The organism is Erwinia sp. INIA01, from assembly GCF_025947915.1.
In the GTDB taxonomy this organism is placed as follows: domain Bacteria; phylum Pseudomonadota; class Gammaproteobacteria; order Enterobacterales; family Enterobacteriaceae; genus Erwinia; species Erwinia coffeiphila.
The window spans coordinates 652,184-675,822 of sequence record NZ_JAPDNC010000002.1 but is presented as its reverse complement, the minus strand read 5'-3'; the positions used below and the strand labels follow the sequence as shown (position 1 = coordinate 675,822).

Genomic DNA, 23,639 nt, shown 5'->3' with positions numbered 1-23,639 from the left:
TGCACCTTAATTAACGGGTTTTCGCCCGCGAGCGGGCCACGCGCGCTTCACCCACCAGCGCATCGAAAATAAAGATAATTGCCAACATCACCACGATCAGAATCGAACCGTAGGCGATCGCCATGCCGTACTCTCCGTCCTCAACGCGGTTAAGGATGTAGGAGGTGGCCACGCGGGTATCCGGCGTAACGAGGAAGATAATCGCGCTGACGGTGGTGATCGCACGGACGAAGCTGTAGATCAGCGCTGAGAGGATCGCCGGGCGCAGCAGCGGCAGGATGATATACAGCACGGTGCGCAGCGATCCGGCACGCAGGCTGAGCGAGGCTTCATCCAGCGATTTGTCCAACTGGCCCAACCCGGCGATCCCGGCGCGGATGCCGACCGGCACGTTGCGCATCACCATCGAGATAATCACAATCGCCGCGGTCCCGGTCAGATACACCGGCGCACCGTTAAAGGCGAGGATATAGGAAACGCCCGCCACGGTGCCCGGAACGGCAAAGCACAGCATGGTGGAGAACTCGATCACCTTCTTGCCGCGGAACTGCTGGCGCACCACCACGTAGGCAATCAGCAGGCCGAAAATCGCGGTGATCGGCGCGGCGATCCCGGCGTACAGCAGGGTGTCGAGCAGCGATGGCCACGCGCCGTCACTGAAGCCCTGACCGAACAGCTTGCTGAAGTTATCCAGCGTCAGGGTGTAGTCCACGCCCCAGTTCACGGTAAAGCTGCCGAAGAAGATGCTGCCGTACAGCAACACGTTAAAGGCGATCCACACCCACAGCATCGCCGTCACCGACCACACCAGCGACACCGGCAGCGGCTGCACGTCGCCACGGGAGGATTTGCCCGAGATGGTGACGTAGGAGCGTTTACCGATCCACAGATACTGCACGCAGAACACCAGCAGTGAGAACAGCAGCAGGATCACGCCCAGCGTACTGGCCGAGGTGTAGTCCAGCTGTGCGCCGGTAATGTAGAAGTAGATTTGCGTGGCCAGCACGTCAAAGTTGCCGCCCAGCACCAGCGGGTTACTGAAGTCCGCCAGCGACTGGACGATAACGATCAGGAACGAGTTGGCGAGTGCCGGTTTCAGCAGCGGCAGGAACACCCGGCGGAAGGTTTGCAGCCGGCTGGCTCGCAGCGTGTAGGACGCCTCTTCCAGCGACGGGTGCAGCGTTTTGATCGCGCCGTCGAGGATCATAAAGGACATCGGGGTAAAGGCCAGCACCTGCGCCAGCCAGATGCCGGTAAAACCGTACAGCCAGTTGGTGTTGGTCAGGCCAAGGTAGTTAACCATAAACTCCGTGACGTAGCCGGAGCGGCCCATCATCAGGGTCACACCCAGACCGACAACGAACGGCGGGGTGACAATCGGCAGGATCGAGAACACCCGCCCCAGCAGCGCCGAGCGTTTGGCGATGCGCGTGGTGTAGATCGCCAGCACCATACCGAAGAAGGTACAGCCGATGCCGACCGCCGCGCTCAACAGGAAGGAGTTCCAGATCACCTGCAGAATATGTTTCTGCCCCAGCACCGCCATAAACTGCAGCGGCGCAAAAGTACCGTCATCAGCGGTGATCATCGGTTTGAAGATCGCCAGGCTCGGCCAGATGATAAACAGGCCAATCAGCGCAACGATGGCGATCAGCGATCCCAATACAAAGCGGTCACCGCCCAGCCATTCCAGCCGCGACAGCGCCACGGTCATGACCCCGCCCAGCGCGCAGAAAATAACGATGCTGCCGTAGCCCAGGCCGCGCTCCAGCCAGGCGGCGCTGACCACCATAAAGACGGCGCAGCACAGCGCCCATGCCGCGTCGAAGCGGTGTCGCCCGCGCGAAGCCGTGCCGCGAACCGGCCGCAGAAGCAGAACCAGCGGCAGCAGCAGCCACGCCTGGCTGATATTGGCACCCGACCAGCCGTAGGCCGCGAGAATCTCGTCAGACGTTGATTCCAGCAGGCCGTAGTCGAGGCTGAAGATCGGCAGCAGCAGGTAGCCCGCCACCAGTATCACCAGCCAGATAAAAACAGTATCCCGTCCCTGCAGCAGGCGCAGAGCTGTGGCATCACTCATAGTGTTCCCCGGAGGTTGAAGCGAAAGCGATAGCGCGGCAGCAGGCCGCGCCAAAGTTAAGAATTACTGCCCCATCTTCACGTCGTTAACCCACTTGTTGATCAGATGCTTACGCATCTCGGTGGCGCCGTATTTATCCATGTCGTAATCGATCAACTTCAGGTCATCCAGCTTGAGCGAGTTCGGTGAGGTTTCTGCGGTGGTGTTGGTCAGGATCTGGTAGGACTGCCCCTGCTTCCACGCCAGCTCCTGCGCTTCTTTCGACAGCGCCCAGTCCACGAACAGACGGGCGTTGTCGATATTGCGCGCTTTCTTCAGGATGCTGACGCCGCCGACTTCATAGCCGGAGCCTTCACATGGAGAGATCAGGGTCAGCGGTGCGCCCTTGTCTTTTTCCAGCGAGTAGTCGTGCAGGAAGCCGATGCCGATCGCGGTTTCACCACGGGCGGCGTTACGCGCCGGGGCAATGCCGGACTTGGTGTACTGAGAGACGTTCGCGTTGAGCTTTTTCAGATAGTCGAAGGCCTGATCTTCCCCCCAGAGCTGGGTAAAGGTCGCCAGCGCGGTGTAGGCGGTGCCGGAGCTTTGCGGATCGGCAATTTGGATCTCACCCTTGTAGATCGGGTTGGTCAGATCCTTCCAGCACTTTGGCTCCGGCAGATTTTTCTGCTTCAGGCGATCGGTGTTGACGCCGAAGCCGAGGATACCGATGTAGATCGCCGAAGAGTAGTTGCCCTTCACTTTGGCCGGATCGCGGAACTGCGGCATGATCTGATCCAGCACCGGGGATTTATAGGCTTCCAGCAGCCCCATTTCACCGGCCTGAGACTGCGGATCGAGCGTACCGCCGTACCAGACATCGGCCTGCGGGTTATTCTTCTCGGCATCGACCTTCGCCAGCGTGCTGCCGGAGCCGTTGCGGATAAAGCTGGTTTTCACATCGTACTTCTCACCGAAGGCTTTCGCTTCAGTTTCACACATGGAGTTGGTGGCGCTGCAGTAGATCACCAGGCGGCCTTTGGCATGTGCCGCACCGGACATCGCGCTCACTGCCAGCCCGGCAGCGATCAGGGTAGAGAGGGCTAAACGTTTCATCAGGTTATCCTTATCGTCGAGGGTCGGCAGACCCCGTCGGTTACGGAGCCTGTTTAAATCTCTGCCGGTTCAGTCCGGCAATCAGCAGCGGCATCAGCAGCACGCCGATACAGCCTGCGGTAGCGGTCAGCAGGGCAAAAAAGCCCGACCAGCCGTAGTGCTGCATCACCTGGGCCAGCGGCCAGCCCGCCAGCGCGGCGCCCAGGTAAGCAAACAGGCCGAGGAATCCGGTAACGGTTCCCGGCGCGGCCTTGTGGCTGTATTCCACCGCCGCCAGGCCAATCAGCATCTGCGGGCCAAAAACAAAAAAGCCCAGGCTGAAGAAGCACACCGAGAGCAGCGACCGGTGATGTACCGGTGCCAGCCACAGCGCCGCCATGCTGAGGAACAGACCTAAGGCAAACAGCAAAATCATCGGGGCACGCTGGCCACGAAACAGCAGATCCGAACCCCATCCGGCGAACAGCGCCCCGATCACTCCGCCCAGCTCAAATAGCGTCAGCGTGGTATTGGCGCTCAGCAGGTTTACACCGTGGGCCTCGGTCAGCCACAGATTGCCCCAGTCGTTGAGCGCGATGCGGATCAGGTACACCAGCACGTAAGAAACGCCCAACAACCAGATGGTGCGATTGGCCAGAATCTGCTGGCGCAAAATATCGCGCATCGACATCGCCGGGCTGTGCTCCTGCTGCCACAGCTCCAGCGGATCGCGCCGCCATTCCCCCACCGTCGGCAGTCCCTGTGCGGCGGGCTTATCGCGCAGCCGCCAGCAGAGCCAGATGCCGATCAGAATGCCCATAATCCCCGGCAGCAGCAGCGCGGCCTGCCAGCCCCAGCGCATCGCCAGCCAGCCCGACAGCAGCGGCACCAGCGCGCCGCCAAGGTTGATCGAGGTGTTCCAGCAGCCCCACCAGAAGCCGCGCTCGTTGCGCGAATACCAGTGGGTGAGCAGCTTGGCGCACGGCGGCCAGCCCCAGCCCTGGAAAAAACCGTTCAGCGTCCATACCAGCAGCAGCGCACTCCACGAGCCGCAGAAGGTAAAGACGATATTCAGTATCCCGGTAGCGATCAGCCCGCCGCCCATAAACCACTGTGCGGGCGTGCGATCGCTGATCGTGCCGGAGAGAAATTTCGATGCGCCGTAGACCAGATAAAACAGCGTGCCCAGCAGGCCGATGTCGGCTTTATCCAGTCCCAGTTCCAGCTGCATCACCGGCATTACCTGGCTGATGCTGCGCCGCGTCAGATAAAACGCGGCATAGCCGATCACCATGGTGAACAGCAGTCGCGGTCGCCAATAATGGTAGCGCTGGCTAATCTGCTCTGGCGTCAGGGTGATGGCTGCCATGTAAACCTCCGGGTCATCACGGGCTAATATAGGGAAGGCATTACGCCGGGGCATGAGACAAAGTTGGAATGAACCAGGAATTATTCCTGGTCAGGGCGCAGTTTCGCGTGATTTTGTGGGCAAGTTAACAGTTATGCAGGTTCCCGGCGGCGGCAGGAGCTGCCAGTCGCCGCCGAGCGCCCGCACCCGCTCCTCGATTCCGCGCAGGCCAAAACCGCTAACGACAGGTTCGGTGATGCCGATGCCGTCATCGCTAACGCTCAGCGTCAGCAGGCCCGGCTTCTCTTCCAGCGTCACCACCACCTGTCGTGCTCCCGCATGTTTGCTGATGTTGTTCAGCAGCTCCTGCACCACGCGATACAGCGTGAAGGTCAGGGTTTCATCCGTAGGAGAGGTGCTGAGTCGGTAATGAAGCTGGAAATCAATGCCGCGATCGGCGAAGGAGAACTCGGCGGCCAGATGCTGTAGCGCTTTATCCAGCGCCATTTCGTCCAGCACCGGCGGGCGGATCTGCCGCAGCAGCTGGCGGGTGGTGTGATGAATGCGCCGCGACAGGTCGCTAATCTGCCCTGCGGCCTGTCTGGCCGCCGGTGCATCGCTGCCGCGCGCCACCAGCATTGCCTGGATCTGAATGGCGGTAATGTTCTGGCCGATCTCATCGTGCAGCTCGCGGGCAATGGCTTTACGCACCTGTTCTTCAGTGTCCACCAGCTGTGCCATCAGCCGGTGCCGGGCCTGTAGCTCTTTTTCCAGCTGCTGACGATAGCGCTGTAGATGCTGGGCCAGCTGCTGCTGACGGCTGACGGCAATCCCCAGCCCGATGCCGAGCAGCGCCTGGGTGGAGAGAAACAGCTCCAGCTCGCGCAGATCGTGAAACGCGCCGCTGGCCTGCCGGGTCAGGGTAATCAGCACGCTGCCGACGATCGCCGACAGCACCCCGCCCTGCCAGCCAAAGCGGTAGGCCATCACCACGTTGGGCAGGAAAACAAAGATCAGCAGCAGCCGCTCCATATCCGGGGCAATCGATACCTGCACGCAAACGCCGATGGCGAAAATCACCGAGCACCAGATCAGCAGCGAGGTGCGCAGCGGCGGATCGGGCATGCGCTGCGCCAGCATATCGCTGAGGTGCTGCTGTTTGAGATATTCATAAATCAGGTAGATAAACGGCGTAAGCAGTACCCCGCCGGTAAAGCTGGCCAGCAGAGTCTGAGTGACTGCTTCCTCCAGCCAAGGGCCGATCGTCACACCCTGTAGCAGCGTGTTCAGGGTCACCGCCGCCAGCAGCAGGATCAGCCGCTGCCAGTAAAGCGTGTAGCGATGCCACTGAGACTGGCAGACCGAGGCAGGCAGCACACTCAGCAGCGGCGACAGCAGCATCACCGGCCGCACGATCAGCTGCTCCAGCTGTAGCCAGCTAATCAGGATCGCTTCCACCAGCAGCAGCGCCGCCCAGTAGCGCTTCGGCAGCAGGATCATCAGCGCCAGATGCAGTCCGGCAGGCAGCAGCAGCACCGCCTGCTGGCCGTTCTGGCTAAGCCACAGGCCGATAGTCCACAGCGCCAGCCAGCCGAGGGCGAAAAACAGCGCCAGCATCAGCGATAAAACAATATGGCGCACCTGCGGCATCAGGTATGGCTCAGCAGCTGATGCTGAAGGGCAAAGTGCACCAGCTCAACGGTGGTCTGGCAGTTCAGTTTGCCCAATACGTTGGCGCGATGAACGTGCACGGTTTTATGGCTGAGCGCCAGCTGGTCGGCAATCGCCTTCACGCTGATGCCGTTAATCAGCAGATCGAATACCTGCTTCTCTCTCGGCGTCAGCGAAGTCAGCTCTTTGGGTACGGGCCGGGTCTGGCGCAGCGCACGCAGCGCATCGGCACACAGGTAAAGCCCGCCGACGCTGACCGAACGCACCGCCTGCACCAGTTCCTCCGGCCCGCAGCGTTTAGTCAGATAGCCGCTGGCCCCGGCATCCACCGCGCTTTGCACAAAGGCGCTGGTGTCATAAATGCTGAGGATAATCGCCCGGAAGCCCGGACGCTGCTGCCGCAGCCGGGACAGCAGGCTCAGCCCGCTCTCATCCGGCATGGCAATATCCAGCACCGCTACGTCGAAAGGCTCGCGCAGCAGATGCGGCCAGGCCTCGGCGGCGGAAGCAAACTGGCCGGTCACCTGGATATCGCTTTCCAGGGAGAGAAGCTGAGCAAAACCGGAACGCACCACGATATGGTCGTCGATCAGGGCTACGTTAATCATGATGGATAAACCTGCTGAAAATTTTGTGCATGATGCCCGCCGAACGGGGCGTTGAGCAAATGCGAGCGGGGAAAATGCTGGGGGGTTAACAGTTTAGTCTGCGGGGGAAATAAAAACGGCCAGCAAAAGCTGGCCGTCGGGTAGGACAATAATACTTACTTGCTGCCCGGGCGCAGAGCCGGGAACAGGATCACATCGCGGATGGTGTGGCTGTTGGTAAACAGCATCACCATACGGTCGATACCGATGCCCAGACCGGCAGTTGGCGGCAGACCGTGTTCCAGCGCGGTGACGTAGTCTTCGTCGTAGAACATCGCTTCGTCATCACCGGCGTCTTTGGCGTTAACCTGCTGCAGGAAACGCTCGGCCTGGTCTTCCGCATCGTTCAGCTCCGAGAAGCCGTTACCGATTTCACGGCCGCCGATAAAGAACTCAAAGCGGTCGGTGATTTCCGGGTTCTCGTCGTTGCGGCGCGCCAGCGGCGACACTTCAGCCGGATACTCGGTGATGAAGGTTGGCTGGATCAGATGCGCTTCGGCGGTTTCTTCGAAGATCTCAGTAACCAGACGGCCCAGACCCCAGCTCTTCTCAACTTTGATGCCGATAGACTGGGCAATCGCCACAGACTTGTCGAAATCGTCGAGATCGGCCAGGTTGGTTTCCGGACGATATTTCAGAATCGCTTCTCTCATCGTCAGTTTTTCAAACGGCTTGCCGAAGTCGAACTCCTGCTCGCCGTAAGGCACAACGGTGTTGCCCAGAATATCCTGCGCCAGAGTACGGAACAGGCTTTCTGTCAGTTCGATCAGATCTTTGTAGTCCGCGTAGGCCATATAGAGTTCCATCATGGTGAACTCTGGGTTATGGCGCGGCGAAATACCTTCGTTACGGAAGTTACGGTTGATCTCGAATACGCGATCGAAGCCGCCCACTACCAGACGCTTCAGATACAGCTCTGGCGCAATACGCAGGTACATATCGATGTCCAGCGCATTGTGATGGGTGATGAACGGACGGGCAGATGCGCCGCCTGGGATCACCTGCATCATCGGGGTTTCCACTTCCATAAAGTTGCGGTTAACCATGAAGCTGCGGATGCCCGCCATGATTTTTGAACGCACAACGAAGGTATTACGGGAGTCATCGTTACTGATCAGATCGAGGTAGCGCTGACGATAGCGGGTTTCCTGATCGGCCAGGCCGTGGAACTTATCCGGCAGCGGGCGCAGTGCTTTGGTCAGCAGGCGCAGTTCGCTACAGTGGATCGACAGCTCGCCGGTCTTGGTCTTAAACAACTTACCGCGAGCGCCGACGATATCGCCGAGGTCCCACTTTTTGAACTGTTCGTTGTAGATGCCTTCAGCCAGATCGTCACGGGAGACGTAAAGCTGAATGCGGCCACCGACATCCTGCAGTGTGACGAAAGAGGCTTTACCCATGATGCGACGGGTCATCATACGGCCAGCGACGCTGACCTCAACGCCCAGTGCTTCCAGCTCTTCGTTTTCCTTGTCGTCAAACTCGGCATGCAGCGTGTCCGAGGTGCGGTCACGGCGGAAGTCGTTCGGGAACGCCACGCCGGTTTCACGCAGCGCGCTGAGCTTTTCGCGACGCGCTTTCAGTTCGTTATTAAGCTCAACTGCTGCATCAGCGGCCTGCGGTTGTTGTTCAGACATGTGAGTTCCTTATAACCCTGCTTTCAAACTTGCTTCGATAAAACGATCCAGATCGCCGTCCAGAACCGCCTGCGTATTCCGCGTTTCTACACTGGTACGCAGATCTTTAATGCGTGAATCATCCAGAACGTAAGAGCGGATTTGACTGCCCCAGCCGATGTCAGACTTGTTGTCTTCCGCCGCCTGCTTGTCAGCATTTTTCTTCTGCATCTCGTATTCATACAGCTTGGCTCGCAGCTGTTTGAATGCCTGATCTTTGTTCTTATGCTGAGAGCGGTCGTTCTGGCACTGCACGACAATGTTGGTCGGTAAGTGGGTAATACGCACCGCCGACTCGGTTTTGTTAACGTGCTGACCACCGGCACCGGAGGCGCGGTAAACGTCAATGCGCAGGTCGGCCGGGTTGATTTCGATATCGATATCGTCTTCAACTTCAGGGTAGATAAAGACCGAGCTGAACGAGGTGTGGCGACGGCCGCCGGAGTCGAACGGGCTTTTGCGCACCAGGCGGTGAACGCCGGTTTCAGTACGCAACCAGCCGTAGGCGTAGTCACCGATAATTTTGATGGTAGCGGATTTAGTACCGGCCACTTCACCATCGGACTCTTCGATGATTTCGGTTTTGAAGCCTTTCGCTTCTGCCCAGCGCAGATACATACGCAGCAGCATGCTGGCCCAGTCCTGTGCTTCCGTACCACCGGAACCGGCCTGGATATCCATGTAGCAGTCGGCACTGTCGTACTGGCCGGAGAACATGCGGCGGAATTCCAGCTCGGCGAGCTTTTTATCTAAGCCATCCAGCTCGGCAACCGCTTCGTTGAAGGTGTCTTCGTCTTCGGCTTCTACCGCCAGTTCCAGCAGGCCGGAAACGTCTTCCAGCCCCTGCGACATCTGGTCGAGGGTTTGAACAATGGCTTCTAATGAGGAACGTTCTTTACCCAGCGCCTGAGCGCGATCGGGTTCATTCCAGACATCAGGCTGTTCAAGCTCAGCGTTTACTTCTTCGAGACGTTCTTTCTTGGCATCATAGTCAAAGATACCCCCGAAGAACGCCGCTGCGCTCAGTGAGATCCTGAATTCGGTTCTTTACCGGATTAATTTCAAACATGGTTTTAGAATCTTTTTAGGTGATCGAAAAGGACGTGAATGTAACGGAGCAGTTTACCTGAAATAGCGTGCAGTTTGTAGTTTTGACCACGCTTTGGCAGCGTAATAATCCCAACTTGCTATAAATGGAGAAAGTAATGAGCGTAACCGGGGCTCAGATGGCATTAACTGTTGCCGGGATGCGGGTGAACGTTGCGGGGCACACTTTGTTGGACATTTTTTCGCTTCAGGTACTGTGCGCGGGTGAACGTTACGGGGCGCACTATGTGGAGCATTTTTCTCGCTTCAAATGCGGAGGCCGGGCGACCGTCAGGGGGCAGAACGCCGGATCGCCGTGAACACGTCCGTGTGGGCTTGGCTGCGGCATCCCTGCCGCAGACATCCGGCTTATCTGCCCCCTGACGTTCGCCTTCCGAATTACCGTATCGCTTTGGGTATGCCCCGTTACGTTCACCTTTTCAGAAATTCACGTCGCAGTTTTAAAGAATTGATTCGGTAACTGTTTACCCACAGCAAATCCATTGCCGATGGGCAATCGGTGACGGGCGGGTTCGCGGACCGTTGAGCGCAGGGATGCGCGAATCGAGGCTACAGGGACGTATTCACGCCGAGTCCGCGAACCTGACCGACACCAATACGCCTTACAACGATCTTTCCGCGACACAATCCCGTCACCGTTACGCCAGACGCGGAAACTATCGCGACATAACCAACCCTACCGCGACTTAGCTAACCCAGCCCGCTATAACGCCCAGAGATGATCGATAATCAACTGCACATTACGATTACCGCGAAACTCATTCACATCCAGCTTATAGGCCAGCTCCACATGCCTCACGCTTGGATCGGGCCACAGCGCGGTATCAATATTAAACGCGATACCGTCCAGCAACGGGCCTCCGCCCAGTGGTTCCAGCATAACCTTCAGATGGCGCTCGCCCACCAGCTTCTGCTGCAACAGCTTGAACTTACCGTCAAACGTTGGCTCCGGGAACGCCTGCCCCCACGGACCCGCGTCACGCAGCAGCTCGGCGGTCGGCAGCGTCAGCTCCTGCGCCATCAGCTCGCCGTCACTCCACACCACGCCCTGTAACGACTCCGCATCCAGCAAATCGGCAACCAGCTCGGCAAAACGCTGGCGAAACTCGTCAAATCTGGCCTCTTCCAGTGACAGACCCGCAGCCATGGCATGGCCACCAAATTTGATAATCAGCCCGGGATTCAGCGTATCCAGCCGCTCGAGTACGTCACGCATATGCAGCCCGGAAATGGATCGACCGGAACCTTTTAGCGTACCGTCACCCGCCGGTGCAAACGCGATCACCGGCCGGTGGAAGCGCTCCTTCAGACGTGAAGCCAGAATGCCTACCACGCCCTGGTGCCACTCCGAATGATACATGGCAATACCCAGCGGCAGCGCATCGCTACTCTGCTCAAGACTATTGCACAACGCCAACGCTTCGGACTGCATGCCCTGTTCAATTTCTTTCCGCGTCTGGTTCAATGCGTCCAGCTCAGCCGCAAGCATTCGCGCCTGGCCCAGATCTTCACTCAGCAACAGCGCAACGCCGACCGACATATCATCAAGCCGACCGGCGGCATTTAAGCGCGGCCCCAGCGCGAAACCCAAATCGCTGGCTGCCAGCTTGCTGGCATCGCGATTGGCGATTTCCAGCAGGGCGCGAATACCCGGACGGCATTTGCCCGCGCGAATACGGCTCAGACCCTGCCAGACCAGAATACGATTATTGGCATCCAGCGGCACCACGTCGGCGACCGTACCCAACGCGACCAGATCCAGCCACTCGGCAAGATTCGGTAACGTTGCCACACCGCTGTCGCGCAGCCGCGCACGCAGAGCCAGCATTAAGTAGAAAGCAACACCGACGCCAGCCAGCGCCCGCGAAGGGAATTCGCAGTCGCTGAGATTAGGATTAACGATGGCATCCGCCGCAGGCAGCGATTCCCCCGGCAGATGGTGATCGGTCACCACCACCGAAATGCCCTTCTGGTGCGCCAGCTCCACGCCTGCGTGGGAGGAAATACCGTTATCCACGGTAACAATCAGCTGCGCGCCACGGGCGGCGGCCTGTTCGACAACTTCCGGGCTGAGGCCGTAACCATCATCAAAACGGTTCGGCACCAGATATTTGATATTGCGCCCGCCCATAGCGCGCAGCGCCAGCACCGTCAGCGCCGTACTGGTTGCGCCGTCGGCATCAAAGTCACCGACGATCACAATGCACAAATCGTCGGCCAGCGCCCGCTGGAGGATATCAACGGCGCGATCGATGCCGCTAAGCGAATGGAATGAATGCAGATTTTTGGCACCGCGCTCCAGGGCGACGGCTTCTGTCACGCCGCGCTGGGCATAAAGACGACGCAGTAACGGGTTTAAATCGGCAGGAAGTGCAGCAGCATCCGCCGCCTGACGGCGACGGAGTTCGGTTTTAGCTTTGTACAAAATCAGCCACCGTTTTTCTGGCTGTCGAGGTATTTCTTCATGTCCTGTGGCCCCTGATAGCCAGGGATCATGGCACCGTTTTGCAGCAGAATGGCCGGAGTACCCTGAATACCGAACAGAATGCCGAGCTTGTACTGCTGGCCGATATCCACTTTGCAATCCGCAGGCTGCACTTCTTCACCTTTCATTGCGGCATCAAATGACTTACGGCGATCGGCGGTGCACCAGATCGACTTCATCTCTTTCGCTACCTGCCCGTTCATCCCTTCGCGCGGGAAAGCCAGATAGCGTACGGTAATACCCAACGCGTTGTAGTCGGCCATCTGCTCGTGCAGTTTGCGGCAGTAGCCGCAGGTAATATCGGTAAAGACGGTAATGACGTGCTGCTCTTTCGCCGCCTTGTAGACAATCATGTCCTTGCTCAGCGCTTCGACTTTCTTTTCCAGCAGCTGATTGGTGACGTTGACCGGCTGCGCGCCGCTGACGTCATACAGAGGACCCTGCATAAAATGCTTACCGTCTTCGGTGACGTACAGCACGCCGCTTTCAGACAGAACGGTTTTGAAGCCCGGCAGCGGCGACGGCTGAATTTCCGTTTGCTGCAGGCCAAGACGATTCAGCGACTGCTGGATTGCCGCATCGTCAGCGTGGGCCAGTCCAGCGATCGACGCGATCAGAAAAGAAAGTAACAGGCGGGTCTTCATTTTATATCCTTATAGGCTCCTGAAAGGAGCCATATTGTCAATCACTTAAGCACGCGGGTGATGCTGCTGATGCAGCTGGCGCAGACGTTCTGTCGCCACGTGCGTATAAATCTGGGTCGTTGAAAGATCGCTGTGCCCCAGTAACATCTGTACGACACGCAAATCCGCGCCGTGGTTCAGAAGATGGGTCGCAAAAGCATGACGCAACACGTGCGGCGACAGCTTTTCACTGTCGATCCCCGCCAGTGTGGCGTAATGTTTGATACGATGCCAGAAGGTTTGTCGGGTCATATGCTGCGCGCGGTTGCTGGGGAAAAGCACATCCAGCGCCTGTCCATTTAGCAGCCACGGGCGACCATATTCAATAAACCGTTCTATCCAGTATATCGCCTCTTCGCCCATCGGCACCAGCCGCTCCTTGTTGCCTTTACCGATCACCCGCACCACGCCCTGCCGCAGACTCACGTCGCTCAGCGTCAGTCCCACCAGCTCGCTGACGCGCAGACCGGTGGCGTACAGCAGTTCAAGCATGGCTTTATCACGTAGCTCGATCGGTTGTTCTTCGCCGGGTGCCTGAAGCAGTCGGTCAACCTGTTCCTCCGAAAGATCCTTCGGCAAACGCTGCGGCAGTTTGGGGGATGACAGCAGTGCGCTCGGGTCGTCAGCACGCAGCTTTTCACGATAGAGATACTGGAACAGGCGCCGCATGGCACTTAGCAAGCGTGCCGAGCTGCTGGCCTTATAGCCGCCTTCCAGCCTTTCGGCGAGGAAGCTTTGCAGATTAACGGTATCCACGTCCAGCAGTGTCAGCTGTTGACTGGCGAGCCAGTCGGTCATCGATCGCAGATCGAGCCGGTAGGAGATGACGGTATTTTTCGCCAGATTGCGCTCGATCCATAGGGCATCGAGAAATTGTTCAATCAGATCGCTGTCCTGCACGCTATTTCCTCCAGGTCAGGGTTTACGGCGATTATGCCTTATTGTTACCCATATCTGGTATTATCGCTGCCATGCCTGAAGAAAAATGAGTTTTACTTCCATGAATATTGGTCTGTTTTACGGCTCCAGCACCTGTTACACCGAGATGGCGGCCGAGAAAATTCGCGATTTTATCGGCGAAGATTTGGTGACTCTGCATAACCTGAAAGATGATTCACCGCTGCTGATGGAGCAGTATGATTTGTTAATTCTGGGTATCCCGACCTGGGATTTTGGTGAATTGCAGGAGGACTGGGAAGCGATTTGGACCGATCTGCCAAACCTGAATTTACGCGGTAAAATCGTCGCACTTTATGGCATGGGCGATCAGGGCGAATACAGCGAATGGTTCCTGGATGCGCTTGGCATGCTGCATGAAGTACTGGCTCCGATTGGCGTTCAGTTCGTTGGCCGCTGGCCGATTGAGGGCTACGAGTTTACCAGCAAAAAACCTCTGACCGCCGACGGCCAGCAGTTTGTCGGCCTGGCGCTGGATGATGTGAATCAGTTTGAGTACACCGATGAGCGTATCGCCCAATGGTGTGAGCAGATCCTGACGGAAATGGCCGAACTGCTTTAAGTGCTGCCGAGGGCAAATTTTCTAAACGGTTTGCCCTCGGCCAGGCTACTCCTCCGCGCACGAAAAACGGGGGAGCGTACAAATCTATTTCGCACAGCTAAGTATCAGCCGACTGCCCCGGTATAAGCAGATGCTGCCGCAGCAGACGCCACTCGGCGTTCTCCATACTGTCGATGCCCAGCCACAGCCACTCGCGCTTCACTTCCGCAGAGCGTAATGGCAGCATGATCGCCCAACGCCCAATCCATGGTTTTGCAACGAGAAACCACTGTTGCCGCCGCCAGTGGAACTGTCTTGAGGACAGCAGTTCAATCGGCCCGGCACGTGAAAGGATGCGCCGCTGACTGCGGATACTCTCCATAAGCACCAGCGTCAATAGCACGATCCAAACCAGGGTATAGCTACCGGGCCAGGGGATCAGCAACAGCAGCAAAATCACTACGCCGTGTATCAGCAAAGACTGCCACTGCGCCGCCCAGGAAACTCTCAGTTCACATCGCCACAGGACCACGTTGCTGATTTCTCTCCTGAATCAGTGCCACCATTCGCCTAAGCTCAGGATCGGCCGGCGCTCCATGGTTCATCAGCCAGTTAAACAGGTCAGGATCGTCGCTCTCCAGCAGACGAACGAACACTTTTTTGTCACCGTCGCTCAGCGAATCAAACTCATACTCAAAAAAAGGCATGATTGAGATGTCGAGCTCCCGCATGCCACGACGGCATGCCCAGTGAATGCGTGATTTATTGGTAATATCCATGTTACTCAGCGTCAGTTAATCAAACAGGCTTCCAGTGTACCCCTTTTTACCCCGCTGTTGATGCAGCAATTTATAGCTTGCGAGACATCACGCAAAGCTTGCAGGGTTATCACGCCTTTTGTGCCGCTTTTGCCGGAAACTGGTTGCAAAGCAATGCGTCTCTCTTAACATGAGAAGTATTGTTAATATTTTTCAATTCAGGACTGAATCATGCCAATTATTGCTTTTCCGCCTCGCCAGCCACAGGCATCCGCGCAGCTTCCACTGACGCTGATTTCACTGCAAGAGTGGGCGCTGGTTACCGCCACGGGCCAGGACCGGGTAAGCTATCTGCAGGGGCAGGTGACGCTGGATGTGGCAGCGCTGGGAGCCGATCGCCATCTGCCTGCCGCCCACTGCGATGCGAAAGGTAAAATGTGGAGTACGCTGCGCCTGTTCCATCGCGGAGAAGGCCTTGCCTATATTGAGCGCCGCAGCCTGCGTGATACCCAACTGACTGAATTGAAGAAGTATGCCGTATTCGCCAAAGTGACCCTGGCCGCCGACGATGAGTCGGTGCTGCTCGGTCTGGCGGGTGCACAGGCGCGTGAAGCACTGGCGGAGATTTACGCCGTGCTGCCGGATGCCGATGCGCCGGTCGTCCAGCAGGATGAGAGCACGCTGCTGTGGTTCGATCTGCCCGCCGAACGTTTTCTGCTGGTAACCAGTGAAGGCAAAGCCGCTGAGATCCAGCAAAAGCTGGCCGATAAAGCCGCATTGAACAACAGCAATCAGTGGCTGGCGCTGGATATCGAGGCCGGTTTCCCGATTATCGATGCGGCCACCAGCGCGCAGTTGATTCCACAGGCGACCAATGTTCAGGCACTGAACGGCATCAGCTTTAAAAAAGGCTGCTACACCGGTCAGGAAATGGTGGCACGCGCCAAGTTTCGCGGTGCCAATAAGCGCGCACTTTACTGGCTGGCAGGCAAAGCGGGCAGCGTTCCCGAAGCTGACAGCGCGCTGGAAATGCAGATGGGTGAAAACTGGCGTCGCACCGGTACGATTCTGGCAGCCTGCCAGCTTGAAACGGGCGAAGTCTGGGTGCAGGCGGTGCTGAATAACGATCTGGAAGCCGATACGATTCTGCGCGTACAGGGTGACGAAGGCGGCAGGCTGACCATTCAGCCGCTGCCGTACGAAATTACCGCCGGCTGATTACGTACAGGCTGGCCGGTTCCCGGCCATCCTGTTTACATGACGTAAAGGTAGATAGCGAAGAAGTGGCACAGGCTGCCACCCAGAACAAAACCGTGCCAGATGGCGTGATTGTAGGGTATGCGCTTCGCCACGTAGAAAATCACCCCCAGCGAATAAATCACGCCCCCCGCCGCTAGAAGCCACACGCTGCCCGCAGGCAGTTTCGTCACCATCTGATAGATAACAATCAGCGACAGCCATCCCATCAGCAGATAGGTCACCAGCGACAGCGCCTCAAAACGATGGGCGAAAGCCAGTTTAAATACGATACCTGCCAGCGCCAGGCTCCAGATCACCACCATCAGGCCGTGAGCCAGCGGTGACTTCAGCCCTACCAGCAAGAAGGGCGTATAGGTGCCTGCAATCAGCAGATAAATCGCCGAATGATCGAGTTTTTTCAGCCAGTATTTTGCCCGCTGATGCGGAATGGCATGGTAGAGGGTCGAGGCCAGAAACAGCAGGATCATGCTGCCGCCGTAAAGGCTGTAGCTGGTGATGGCCAGCGCACCGGCACGGCTTTCAATAGCCTGAGTCAGGAGTAAAACCAGGCCGATAATCCCGAAAAGGCAGCCCACGCCGTGACTGATGCTGTTGGCGATTTCTTCCGCCAGCGAGTAGCCACGCGTCAGTATTTTCTGATGAACCATATCAGTTCGTTCTCTCTTATTAATCATCATGCGGCCAGCAAAAGCCGTGGTCGATAAATCATCATCAGCCTAGCTGAGAACAATTTCAGAGTACACATGTAAGCTTAAAAAATTCTGTGAAACCATGTAACACACATTCTCCCGTGTGCCAGGCAAACGTTTCCCTTAAACTATCCGTGAACTTTTATCAGAGAATAAGCGAGTCATTATGTCTGACAGGGTAGCAACCTTAGATTTCGGTGCGATGACCGAAGTCGTGCAGTTTTTAATGGAATTGGACAAGCTTAAAAGCGTTGAGCGCCGCACCCGGCTGCTTGACAATGCGCGGCAGGAGAACTCCGCCGAGCACAGCTGGCATCTGGCGATGGCCGCCATGAGCCTGGCACCTTTTGCCACCGAAACCATTAACGTGCAGCACGCCGTCCAGCTGGCGCTGGTGCATGATGTGGTGGAAATCGATGCCGGGGACGTACTGGTGTATGACCTTGCCGCGCGCGAAGCCGTGCAGGAACAGGAAATGGCCGCAGCCGAGCGCATTTTCGGCCTGTTGCCTGCCGCGCAGAGCCAGCAGTTCCGCGCGCTGTGGAACGAATATGAAGACGGGGACACTGCCGAATCGCGCTTTGCTAACATGCTCGACCGCGCGCTGCCGATTATGCTTAACCTGCACAATGAAGGACAGAGCTGGAAAGAAAACGGCATCCGTCTTGAGCAGGTAAAAGCGCGCAATGTGAAGCTGGCAGAGCAGTGGCCGGAACTGTGGAACCATCTACAACATCATCTGGATAACGCCCACGCCAGAGGCTGGCTGCTGTAGTAACCGGCCCGGCATTGCCCGTATTTATCTGCCCCCTGCCGCGTCAACGATCGTCCCGGTCACATAGGACGCATCGTTGCTCAGCAGCCAGGCGATAATGCGGGCGATCTCTTCCGGCTGGCCGCCGCGCTGCATCGGAATAGCCGACGCCACGCGATCTACCCGCCCCGGCTCACCGCCATCGGCGTGCATCTCCGTGTAGATAAACCCCGGACGCACGCCGTTCACCCGAATTCCCTGCGCCGCTACCTCAAGAGATAAACCTTTGGTCAGCGTATCCATCGCGCCTTTTGAGGCCGCGTAATCAACATATTCTCCCGGTGAGCCCGTGCGAGCCGCGGCGGAAGAGACGTTAACAATCCCTCCCCCCTTACCGCCGTGATGAAAAGCCATGCGTTTAACGGCTTCGCGGCAGCAGATGAAGCTGCCGGTCACATTAGTGGCAAATACCCGGTTGATACGCTCCGCCGTCAGCTGTTCCAACGTCGCCTGCTGAAACAGTATCCCCGCATTGTTGACCAGCGCAGTCAGTTGACCCGGGTGGCGATCGATTTCAGCAAACATCGCCATCACCTGCGCTTCATCGGACACATCGGCCTGGATGGCGAAAGCCCTGCCGCCCTGCCCGGTAATCTGTTCAACCACCTCTTCGGCGGCATCTGCCCGCCGGGCGTAATTAACCGCGACGGTCCAGCCCAAAGTGGCAAGCAGTAAAGAAGTTGAGCGACCGATACCACGGCTGCCGCCGGTAACCAGAGCGATATTCATTGAACCTCCAGAAAGCAAAAGGGACGACTCAGCGTCGTCCCTCAAGGCTATCACATCAGACCATCAGCCTTATTCGTATTCACTCATCGGCACGCAGGAACAGAACAGATTACGGTCGCCGTAAACATCGTCCAGACGCTTAACCGTTGGCCAGTATTTGTTGGCGCTGCCCGCAGGGAACACGGCCAGCTCGCGGCTGTAAGGATGCTCCCAGCTGCCAACGATTTCCATCTGGGTGTGCGGTGCATTAACCAGCGGGTTATCCTCAGCGGGCCACTCGCCCGCCGATACGCGATCGATCTCGGTACGGATGGAGAGCATCGCATCGATAAAGCGGTCAAGTTCGACTTTGCTCTCAGATTCGGTTGGCTCCACCATCAGCGTTCCCGCCACCGGGAATGACATGGTCGGCGCGTGGAAGCCATAATCGATCAGGCGCTTGGCGATATCCAGCTCGCTGATGCCGGTCTGCTCTTTGAGCGGACGAATATCCAGAATACATTCGTGCGCAACATGACCATCGCGTCCGGTATACAGAATCGGATAGGCCGACTTCAGGCGGGTTGCGATGTAGTTAGCGTTCAGAATAGCCACAGAACTGGCCTGCTTCAGCCCTTCTGCACCCATCATACGAATGTACATCCAGCTGATGGGTAAAATAGAGGCGCTGCCAAACGGTGCTGCGGATACCGCGCCCTGTTCGGTCAACATGCCTTCAATCTGAACCACGCTGTGACCCGGTACAAACGGTGCCAGATGCGCTTTTACGCCAATCGGCCCCATGCCCGGACCGCCGCCACCGTGCGGAATGCAGAAGGTTTTATGCAGGTTAAGGTGGGAAACATCAGCACCAATATAGCCCGGCGTGGTGATGCCCACCTGCGCGTTCATATTGGCACCGTCCAGATAAACCTGGCCGCCAAACTGATGAACGATCTGACAGACTTCACGAATGGTTTCTTCATACACGCCGTGGGTTGACGGATAGGTGACCATAATGCAGGAGAGCGCTTCACCCGCCTGTTCGGCCTTGAGACGCAGGTCGTGCAGGTCAATATTCCCCTGACGATCGCAGGCTACGACCACAACATCCATGCCTGCCATCTGCGCGGAGGCCGGGTTGGTACCGTGTGCGGAACTCGGGATCAGGCAGATATTGCGGCCGCCTTCGTTACGGCTTTCATGATAACGACGGATCGCCAGCAGACCGGCATATTCACCCTGTGCGCCCGAGTTGGGCTGCATGCACAGCGCATCGTAACCGGTCAGCTGCACCAGCCACTGGGAAAGCTGGCCGATCATCTGTAGATAACCGGTAGCCTGCTCTGCCGGGCAGAACGGGTGCAGCTCGGCAAACTCCGGCCAGGTAATTGGGATCATCTCTGCGGCCGCATTCAGCTTCATGGTGCAGGAGCCCAGCGGGATCATTGCCTGATTCAGCGCCAGGTCTTTCCGTTCCAGGCTGTGCATATAGCGCATCATCTCAGTTTCGCTGTGATGACGGTTGAACACCGGATGCGTCAGAATGGCATCTTCACGCAGCATCGCTGGCGGAACGGAATGGCTGCCAGCGCTGAGCTGCGCGTCCAACGCCTCAATGTCCAGACCGTGCTCTTCACCCAGCAGGATGGAGAACAGCGCCGCGACATCTTCGCGACGGGTGGTTTCATCCAGGGTAATCCCCACCGCGTGCAGAATATCGGTACGCAGGTTCACGCCGAAGCTCAGGGCGCGTTCCAGCACCGCCGCTTTATCGGCCACTTCCACCGTCAGCGTGTCAAACCAGCTGTGGTGGCGCAGGGTCAGACCGCCTTTTTGCAGTCCGGCGGCCAGAATATCGGTCAGGCGATGGATGCGCCCGGCAATACGCTTCAGCCCGGCCGGACCGTGGAAAACTGCATACAGGCTGGCGATATTGGCTAACAGCACCTGCGAGGTACAGATATTGGAGTTCGCTTTCTCGCGGCGGATATGCTGCTCGCGGGTCTGCATCGCCATGCGTAGCGCAGTATTTCCGGCGGCATCGCGGGAAACGCCGATGATACGGCCAGGCATGGAACGTTTATGTTCATCACGGGCAGCGAAGAAAGCCGCGTGCGGGCCGCCGTAGCCCATCGGTACGCCGAAACGCTGAGCCGAGCCAAAGACGATATCCGCGCCCTGTTTACCCGGGGCCTGTAGCAGCACCAGGGTCATAAAGTCAGCGGCCACGCTGACCACGATCTTTTTGCTTTTCAGTTCGCTAATCAGGCTGCCGTAATCATGCACTTCGCCACCAGTACCCACCTGCTGTAACAGCACGCCGAAGATATCCTGCAGCTCAAGCACTTTTTCCGCTTTATCGACCAGCACTTCGAAGCCAAAGGTTTCCGCACGGGTACGCACCACATCCAGCGTTTGTGGATGTACATCATCAGCCACGAAGAAGCGGTTGGCATTTTTCAGCTTGCTGACGCGTTTCGCCATCGCCATGGCTTCCGCAGCGGCGGTCGCTTCATCCAGCAACGAGGCGGAAGCAATATCCAGCCCGGTCAGGTCCAGCGTCAGCTGCTGGAAGTTAAGCAGCGCTTCAAGGCGGCCCTGAGAAACTTCCGGCTGATAAGGGGTGTAGGCGGTATACCAGCCCGGATTTTCCAGCATGTTACGCAGGATCACCGGCGGCGTCAGAACCGGGGTGTAGCCCATGCCGATATAGGATTTATAACGCAGGTTCTGCGCGGCAATCGCCTTCAGCTCGGCCAGAGCCTGATGTTCGGTCAGCGCATCGCCAATCGGCGGCGGGCTGGGAAGCTGAATATCGGCGGGAACAATCGACGAGATTAGGTCGGTCAGTGAATCTGCGCCGACTGCGTTCAGCATGGCGGCCTGCTGCTCTGGCGAAGGTCCGATATGGCGTTCAATAAACGCGCCGTGATGTTCAAGCTGGCTGAGAGTCTGGGTCATGAGCGGTAAATCCTGCTTCGGGCTTAGTGCGGCAAAAGGGTTACCGGTGATAGCTCACCGGCATCGTCAACGGCGAAGGCGGAAATGGTTCCTCCTCCACCGTGACCGGTTAAGGCATTACTCTTCGATAGACGCCAGGTAGTCGGCGGCGCTGAGCAAATCATCCAGTTCGGACTCATTGCTGGCTTTGATTTTGAACAGCCAGCCGTCGCTGTAGGGATCGCTGTTAACCAGTTCCGGAGAGGACTCCAGCTCGCTGTTAACCGCAATGATTTCGCCACTCAGTGGCGCATAGATATCGGAAGCCGCCTTAACGGACTCCGCTACCGCACAGTCGTCGCCCTGAGCGTAGGTATTTCCCACTTCCGGCAGGTCAACAAACACCATGTCACCCAGCAGTTCCTGAGCGTGTTCGGTGATGCCTACGGTGTAGCTGCCATCGGCTTCTTTGCGCACCCATTCATGGCTGTCACGATATTTCAGATCGGTTGGTACATTGCTCATCGACATTCTCCAAAAAAGATAATTCCGCTAAACGTTCATGCAGCCGGTGCGTTTTTCAGCCCCTGATCAGCACGGACAGGACGGGTAGATTCAGATTTATTTTGTTACCGGTTTACCGGCACGGACAAAAACAGGTTTAGTGACCTGCACCGGCACTTCGCGGTTGCGAATTTGTACAATAGCCTGTTCACCGATTCCGGCAGGAACGCGTGCCAGCGCGATGCTGTAACCCAACGTTGGGGAGAACGATCCGCTGGTGATAATCCCTTCACGCAGGTTGCCGTCAGCGTCGGTGAAGCGCACCGGCAGTTCGTTACGCAGCACGCCTTTCTCGGTCATCACCAATCCTACCAGCTGCTCGGTGCCGGTTTTACGCTGGGATTCCAGCGCTTCACGGCCAATAAATTCCCGGTCGGCAGGTTCCCAGGCAATGGTCCAGCCCATATTGGCCGCCAGCGGAGAGACGCTTTCATCCATCTCCTGACCGTACAGATTCATCCCCGCTTCCAGTCGGAGCGTATCGCGCGCGCCGAGGCCCGCAGGCTTGACGCCTGCCGCCAGCAGCCGTTGCCAGAACGTCACGACCAGGTCGGAAGGCAGGGCAATTTCATAGCCCGCTTCACCGGTGTAACCGGTGGTGGCGATAAACAGATCGCCCGCCTGCACGCCGAAGAACGGCTTCATGCCGCTGACCGCCGCGCGCTGAGTATCATCAAAAAGCGTCTGCGCTTTCTGCTGGGCATTCGGACCCTGCACCGCCACCAGCGCCAAATCATCACGCTCGCGGATTTCGACGCCGTAAGGTGCCGCGTGTTCAGAGATCCACGCCAGATCCTTTTCACGGGTAGCGGAGTTCACCACCAGGCGGAAAAAGTCTTCGCTCATAAAGTAGACAATCAGATCGTCAATCACGCCAGCGGAGGCATTCAGCATGCCGGTGTAAAGCGCTTTGCCCGGCTGAGTCAGCTTGGCCACGTCGTTCGCCAGCAGATAGCGCAGGAATTCCCGCGTGCGGGCACCGTGCAGATCGACAATGGTCATATGCGACACATCGAACATTCCGGCATCGGTGCGTACCGCGTGGTGCTCATCAATCTGCGAACCATAATGCAGCGGCATCATCCAGCCGTGAAAGTCCACCATGCGCGCACCGCAGGCTTGATGCTGTTCGAACAACGGGGTTTGCTGAGTCATAGTCTTCCTGTGCTGTCTGTCCGCCATCCTTGTGGATGCAGGGTGATTGACGCGCCCGTTTACCGCCCGTAAGCGGTCTGACGCAAACGTTATCTTTGCTTTGAACTTACCACCGAAAATGGCAATTAACCATAAGTTAAACGGGGTCGAAATCACAGTTCAGCAATAAAGCCCACGCACTCACTACCAGTATCAATCGCTACTTTTTTAAATAAATGCATACAAAAACAACAATAAATAGCCTTTAACGCAGATGAATCGCAAAGATTCCGCATTCGATGTATAAAAAACCACTCCAAGATTTTTCTTATCGCATTATTAAAAGTAATGCGATTGCGAGCGTTAAATTAGAATAATTCAAACGAAGCACAATGATGGGGCGGCGGGTGCACCATTGGTGCAAGAGTGATAAAAAAAGAGGGAATTCGGCGATCGCTGACCCGCCGCTGCGCCTGCCGGTCGGTCCTCGCGCCACGCTA

General features: G+C 57.4%; 21 protein-coding genes. 4 read left to right on the top strand and 17 right to left on the bottom strand.

The features are described from left to right. Positions 1-10 precede the first annotated feature (10 nt). From OMR58_RS04955 to prfB, 7 genes are all read right to left on the bottom strand, one after another. On the bottom strand, positions 11-2,080 hold the full coding sequence (locus OMR58_RS04955; protein WP_264545378.1) for an ABC transporter permease: 2,070 nt from the start codon (positions 2,078-2,080) through the stop codon (positions 11-13). Between the two features lie 63 nt (positions 2,081-2,143). After that, complete coding sequence (locus tag OMR58_RS04950; protein WP_264545377.1) at positions 2,144-3,175, bottom strand: ABC transporter substrate-binding protein; 1,032 nt, start codon at positions 3,173-3,175, stop codon at positions 2,144-2,146. A 40-nt stretch (positions 3,176-3,215) separates the two neighbouring features. Then, positions 3,216-4,523, bottom strand: a complete 1,308-nt coding sequence (gene uhpC / locus OMR58_RS04945; protein WP_264545376.1) for an MFS transporter family glucose-6-phosphate receptor UhpC — start codon at positions 4,521-4,523, stop codon at positions 3,216-3,218. A gap of 90 nt (positions 4,524-4,613) precedes the next feature. Continuing rightward, the gene (locus OMR58_RS04940) at positions 4,614-6,152 is read right to left on the bottom strand and encodes an MASE1 domain-containing sensor histidine kinase (RefSeq protein WP_264545375.1); all 1,539 of its coding nucleotides are present in this window, start codon (positions 6,150-6,152) and stop codon (positions 4,614-4,616) included. After that, on the bottom strand, positions 6,152-6,781 hold the full coding sequence (locus OMR58_RS04935) for a response regulator transcription factor (protein WP_105593867.1): 630 nt from the start codon (positions 6,779-6,781) through the stop codon (positions 6,152-6,154). Before OMR58_RS04935 ends, OMR58_RS04940 begins: the two co-directional genes overlap by 1 nt. A gap of 155 nt (positions 6,782-6,936) precedes the next feature. Then, positions 6,937-8,457: a lysine--tRNA ligase gene (gene lysS, locus OMR58_RS04930; RefSeq protein WP_105593866.1), complete on the bottom strand. Its 1,521-nt coding sequence runs from the start codon at positions 8,455-8,457 to the stop codon at positions 6,937-6,939. A 9-nt stretch (positions 8,458-8,466) separates the two neighbouring features. Continuing rightward, positions 8,467-9,565 (bottom strand): peptide chain release factor 2 gene (prfB, locus tag OMR58_RS04925; RefSeq protein ID WP_200546343.1). Its coding sequence is split into 2 segments (ribosomal slippage): positions 8,467-9,489 and positions 9,491-9,565, totalling 1,098 coding nucleotides; the frame shifts between segments, so codons are not numbered across the junction. Between the two features lie 136 nt (positions 9,566-9,701). Between prfB and OMR58_RS04920 the strand changes: the two genes are divergently transcribed. Beyond that, positions 9,702-9,902 carry a hypothetical protein gene (locus OMR58_RS04920; protein WP_264545374.1) on the top strand — a complete coding sequence of 67 codons (201 nt, stop codon included), beginning with the start codon at positions 9,702-9,704 and terminating at the stop codon, positions 9,900-9,902. A gap of 404 nt (positions 9,903-10,306) precedes the next feature. Here OMR58_RS04920 and recJ read toward each other — a convergent pair whose 3' ends face one another. The 3 genes from recJ to xerD are packed head-to-tail and all read right to left on the bottom strand — an operon-like array spanning position 10,307 to position 13,671. Continuing rightward, positions 10,307-12,028, bottom strand: coding sequence for a single-stranded-DNA-specific exonuclease RecJ (recJ, locus tag OMR58_RS04915; RefSeq protein ID WP_264545373.1), 1,722 nt, complete (start codon positions 12,026-12,028; stop codon positions 10,307-10,309). Positions 12,029-12,030: 2 nt separating this feature from the next. Further along, a complete protein-coding gene (dsbC, locus tag OMR58_RS04910; protein ID WP_105592332.1) occupies positions 12,031-12,732 on the bottom strand; it encodes a bifunctional protein-disulfide isomerase/oxidoreductase DsbC in 702 nt (233 codons plus the stop codon). Positions 12,733-12,777: 45 nt separating this feature from the next. Then, complete coding sequence (gene xerD, locus OMR58_RS04905) at positions 12,778-13,671, bottom strand: site-specific tyrosine recombinase XerD (protein WP_264545372.1); 894 nt, start codon at positions 13,669-13,671, stop codon at positions 12,778-12,780. A gap of 100 nt (positions 13,672-13,771) precedes the next feature. On the opposite strand from xerD, the gene fldB reads away from it, so the two are divergent. Further along, positions 13,772-14,290 carry a flavodoxin FldB gene (gene fldB / locus OMR58_RS04900; protein ID WP_200560265.1) on the top strand — a complete coding sequence of 173 codons (519 nt, stop codon included), beginning with the start codon at positions 13,772-13,774 and terminating at the stop codon, positions 14,288-14,290. 97 nt (positions 14,291-14,387) lie between these two features. Here fldB and OMR58_RS04895 read toward each other — a convergent pair whose 3' ends face one another. Then, the gene (locus OMR58_RS04895; RefSeq protein WP_264545371.1) at positions 14,388-14,801 is read right to left on the bottom strand and encodes a protein YgfX; all 414 of its coding nucleotides are present in this window, start codon (positions 14,799-14,801) and stop codon (positions 14,388-14,390) included. Further along, positions 14,782-15,048 (bottom strand): FAD assembly factor SdhE, encoded by a 267-nt coding sequence (gene sdhE, locus OMR58_RS04890; protein ID WP_105592339.1) that lies wholly within the window; start codon positions 15,046-15,048, stop codon positions 14,782-14,784. The genes OMR58_RS04895 and sdhE overlap by 20 nt, the downstream gene beginning before the upstream one ends. 210 nt (positions 15,049-15,258) lie before the next feature. Between sdhE and ygfZ the strand changes: the two genes are divergently transcribed. Then, positions 15,259-16,245, top strand: coding sequence for a tRNA-modifying protein YgfZ (gene ygfZ / locus OMR58_RS04885; protein WP_264545370.1), 987 nt, complete (start codon positions 15,259-15,261; stop codon positions 16,243-16,245). Between the two features lie 35 nt (positions 16,246-16,280). Here ygfZ and trhA read toward each other — a convergent pair whose 3' ends face one another. Then, on the bottom strand, positions 16,281-16,934 hold the full coding sequence (gene trhA, locus OMR58_RS04880) for a PAQR family membrane homeostasis protein TrhA (RefSeq protein ID WP_200560095.1): 654 nt from the start codon (positions 16,932-16,934) through the stop codon (positions 16,281-16,283). A gap of 208 nt (positions 16,935-17,142) precedes the next feature. On the opposite strand from trhA, the gene OMR58_RS04875 reads away from it, so the two are divergent. Next, positions 17,143-17,751, top strand: a complete 609-nt coding sequence (locus OMR58_RS04875) for an HD domain-containing protein (RefSeq protein WP_264545369.1) — start codon at positions 17,143-17,145, stop codon at positions 17,749-17,751. 24 nt (positions 17,752-17,775) lie between these two features. Here the strand turns inward: OMR58_RS04875 and OMR58_RS04870 are convergent, their stop codons facing one another. The 4 genes from OMR58_RS04870 to gcvT form a co-directional block, all read right to left on the bottom strand. Beyond that, on the bottom strand, positions 17,776-18,519 hold the full coding sequence (locus OMR58_RS04870; protein WP_264545368.1) for an SDR family oxidoreductase: 744 nt from the start codon (positions 18,517-18,519) through the stop codon (positions 17,776-17,778). 69 nt (positions 18,520-18,588) lie between these two features. Beyond that, complete coding sequence (gene gcvP / locus OMR58_RS04865; RefSeq protein ID WP_264545367.1) at positions 18,589-21,462, bottom strand: aminomethyl-transferring glycine dehydrogenase; 2,874 nt, start codon at positions 21,460-21,462, stop codon at positions 18,589-18,591. A gap of 117 nt (positions 21,463-21,579) precedes the next feature. Next, complete coding sequence (gene gcvH, locus OMR58_RS04860) at positions 21,580-21,966, bottom strand: glycine cleavage system protein GcvH (protein ID WP_200560098.1); 387 nt, start codon at positions 21,964-21,966, stop codon at positions 21,580-21,582. A gap of 96 nt (positions 21,967-22,062) precedes the next feature. Beyond that, positions 22,063-23,160: a glycine cleavage system aminomethyltransferase GcvT gene (gene gcvT, locus OMR58_RS04855; RefSeq protein WP_200560099.1), complete on the bottom strand. Its 1,098-nt coding sequence runs from the start codon at positions 23,158-23,160 to the stop codon at positions 22,063-22,065. Positions 23,161-23,639: the final 479 nt, after the last annotated feature.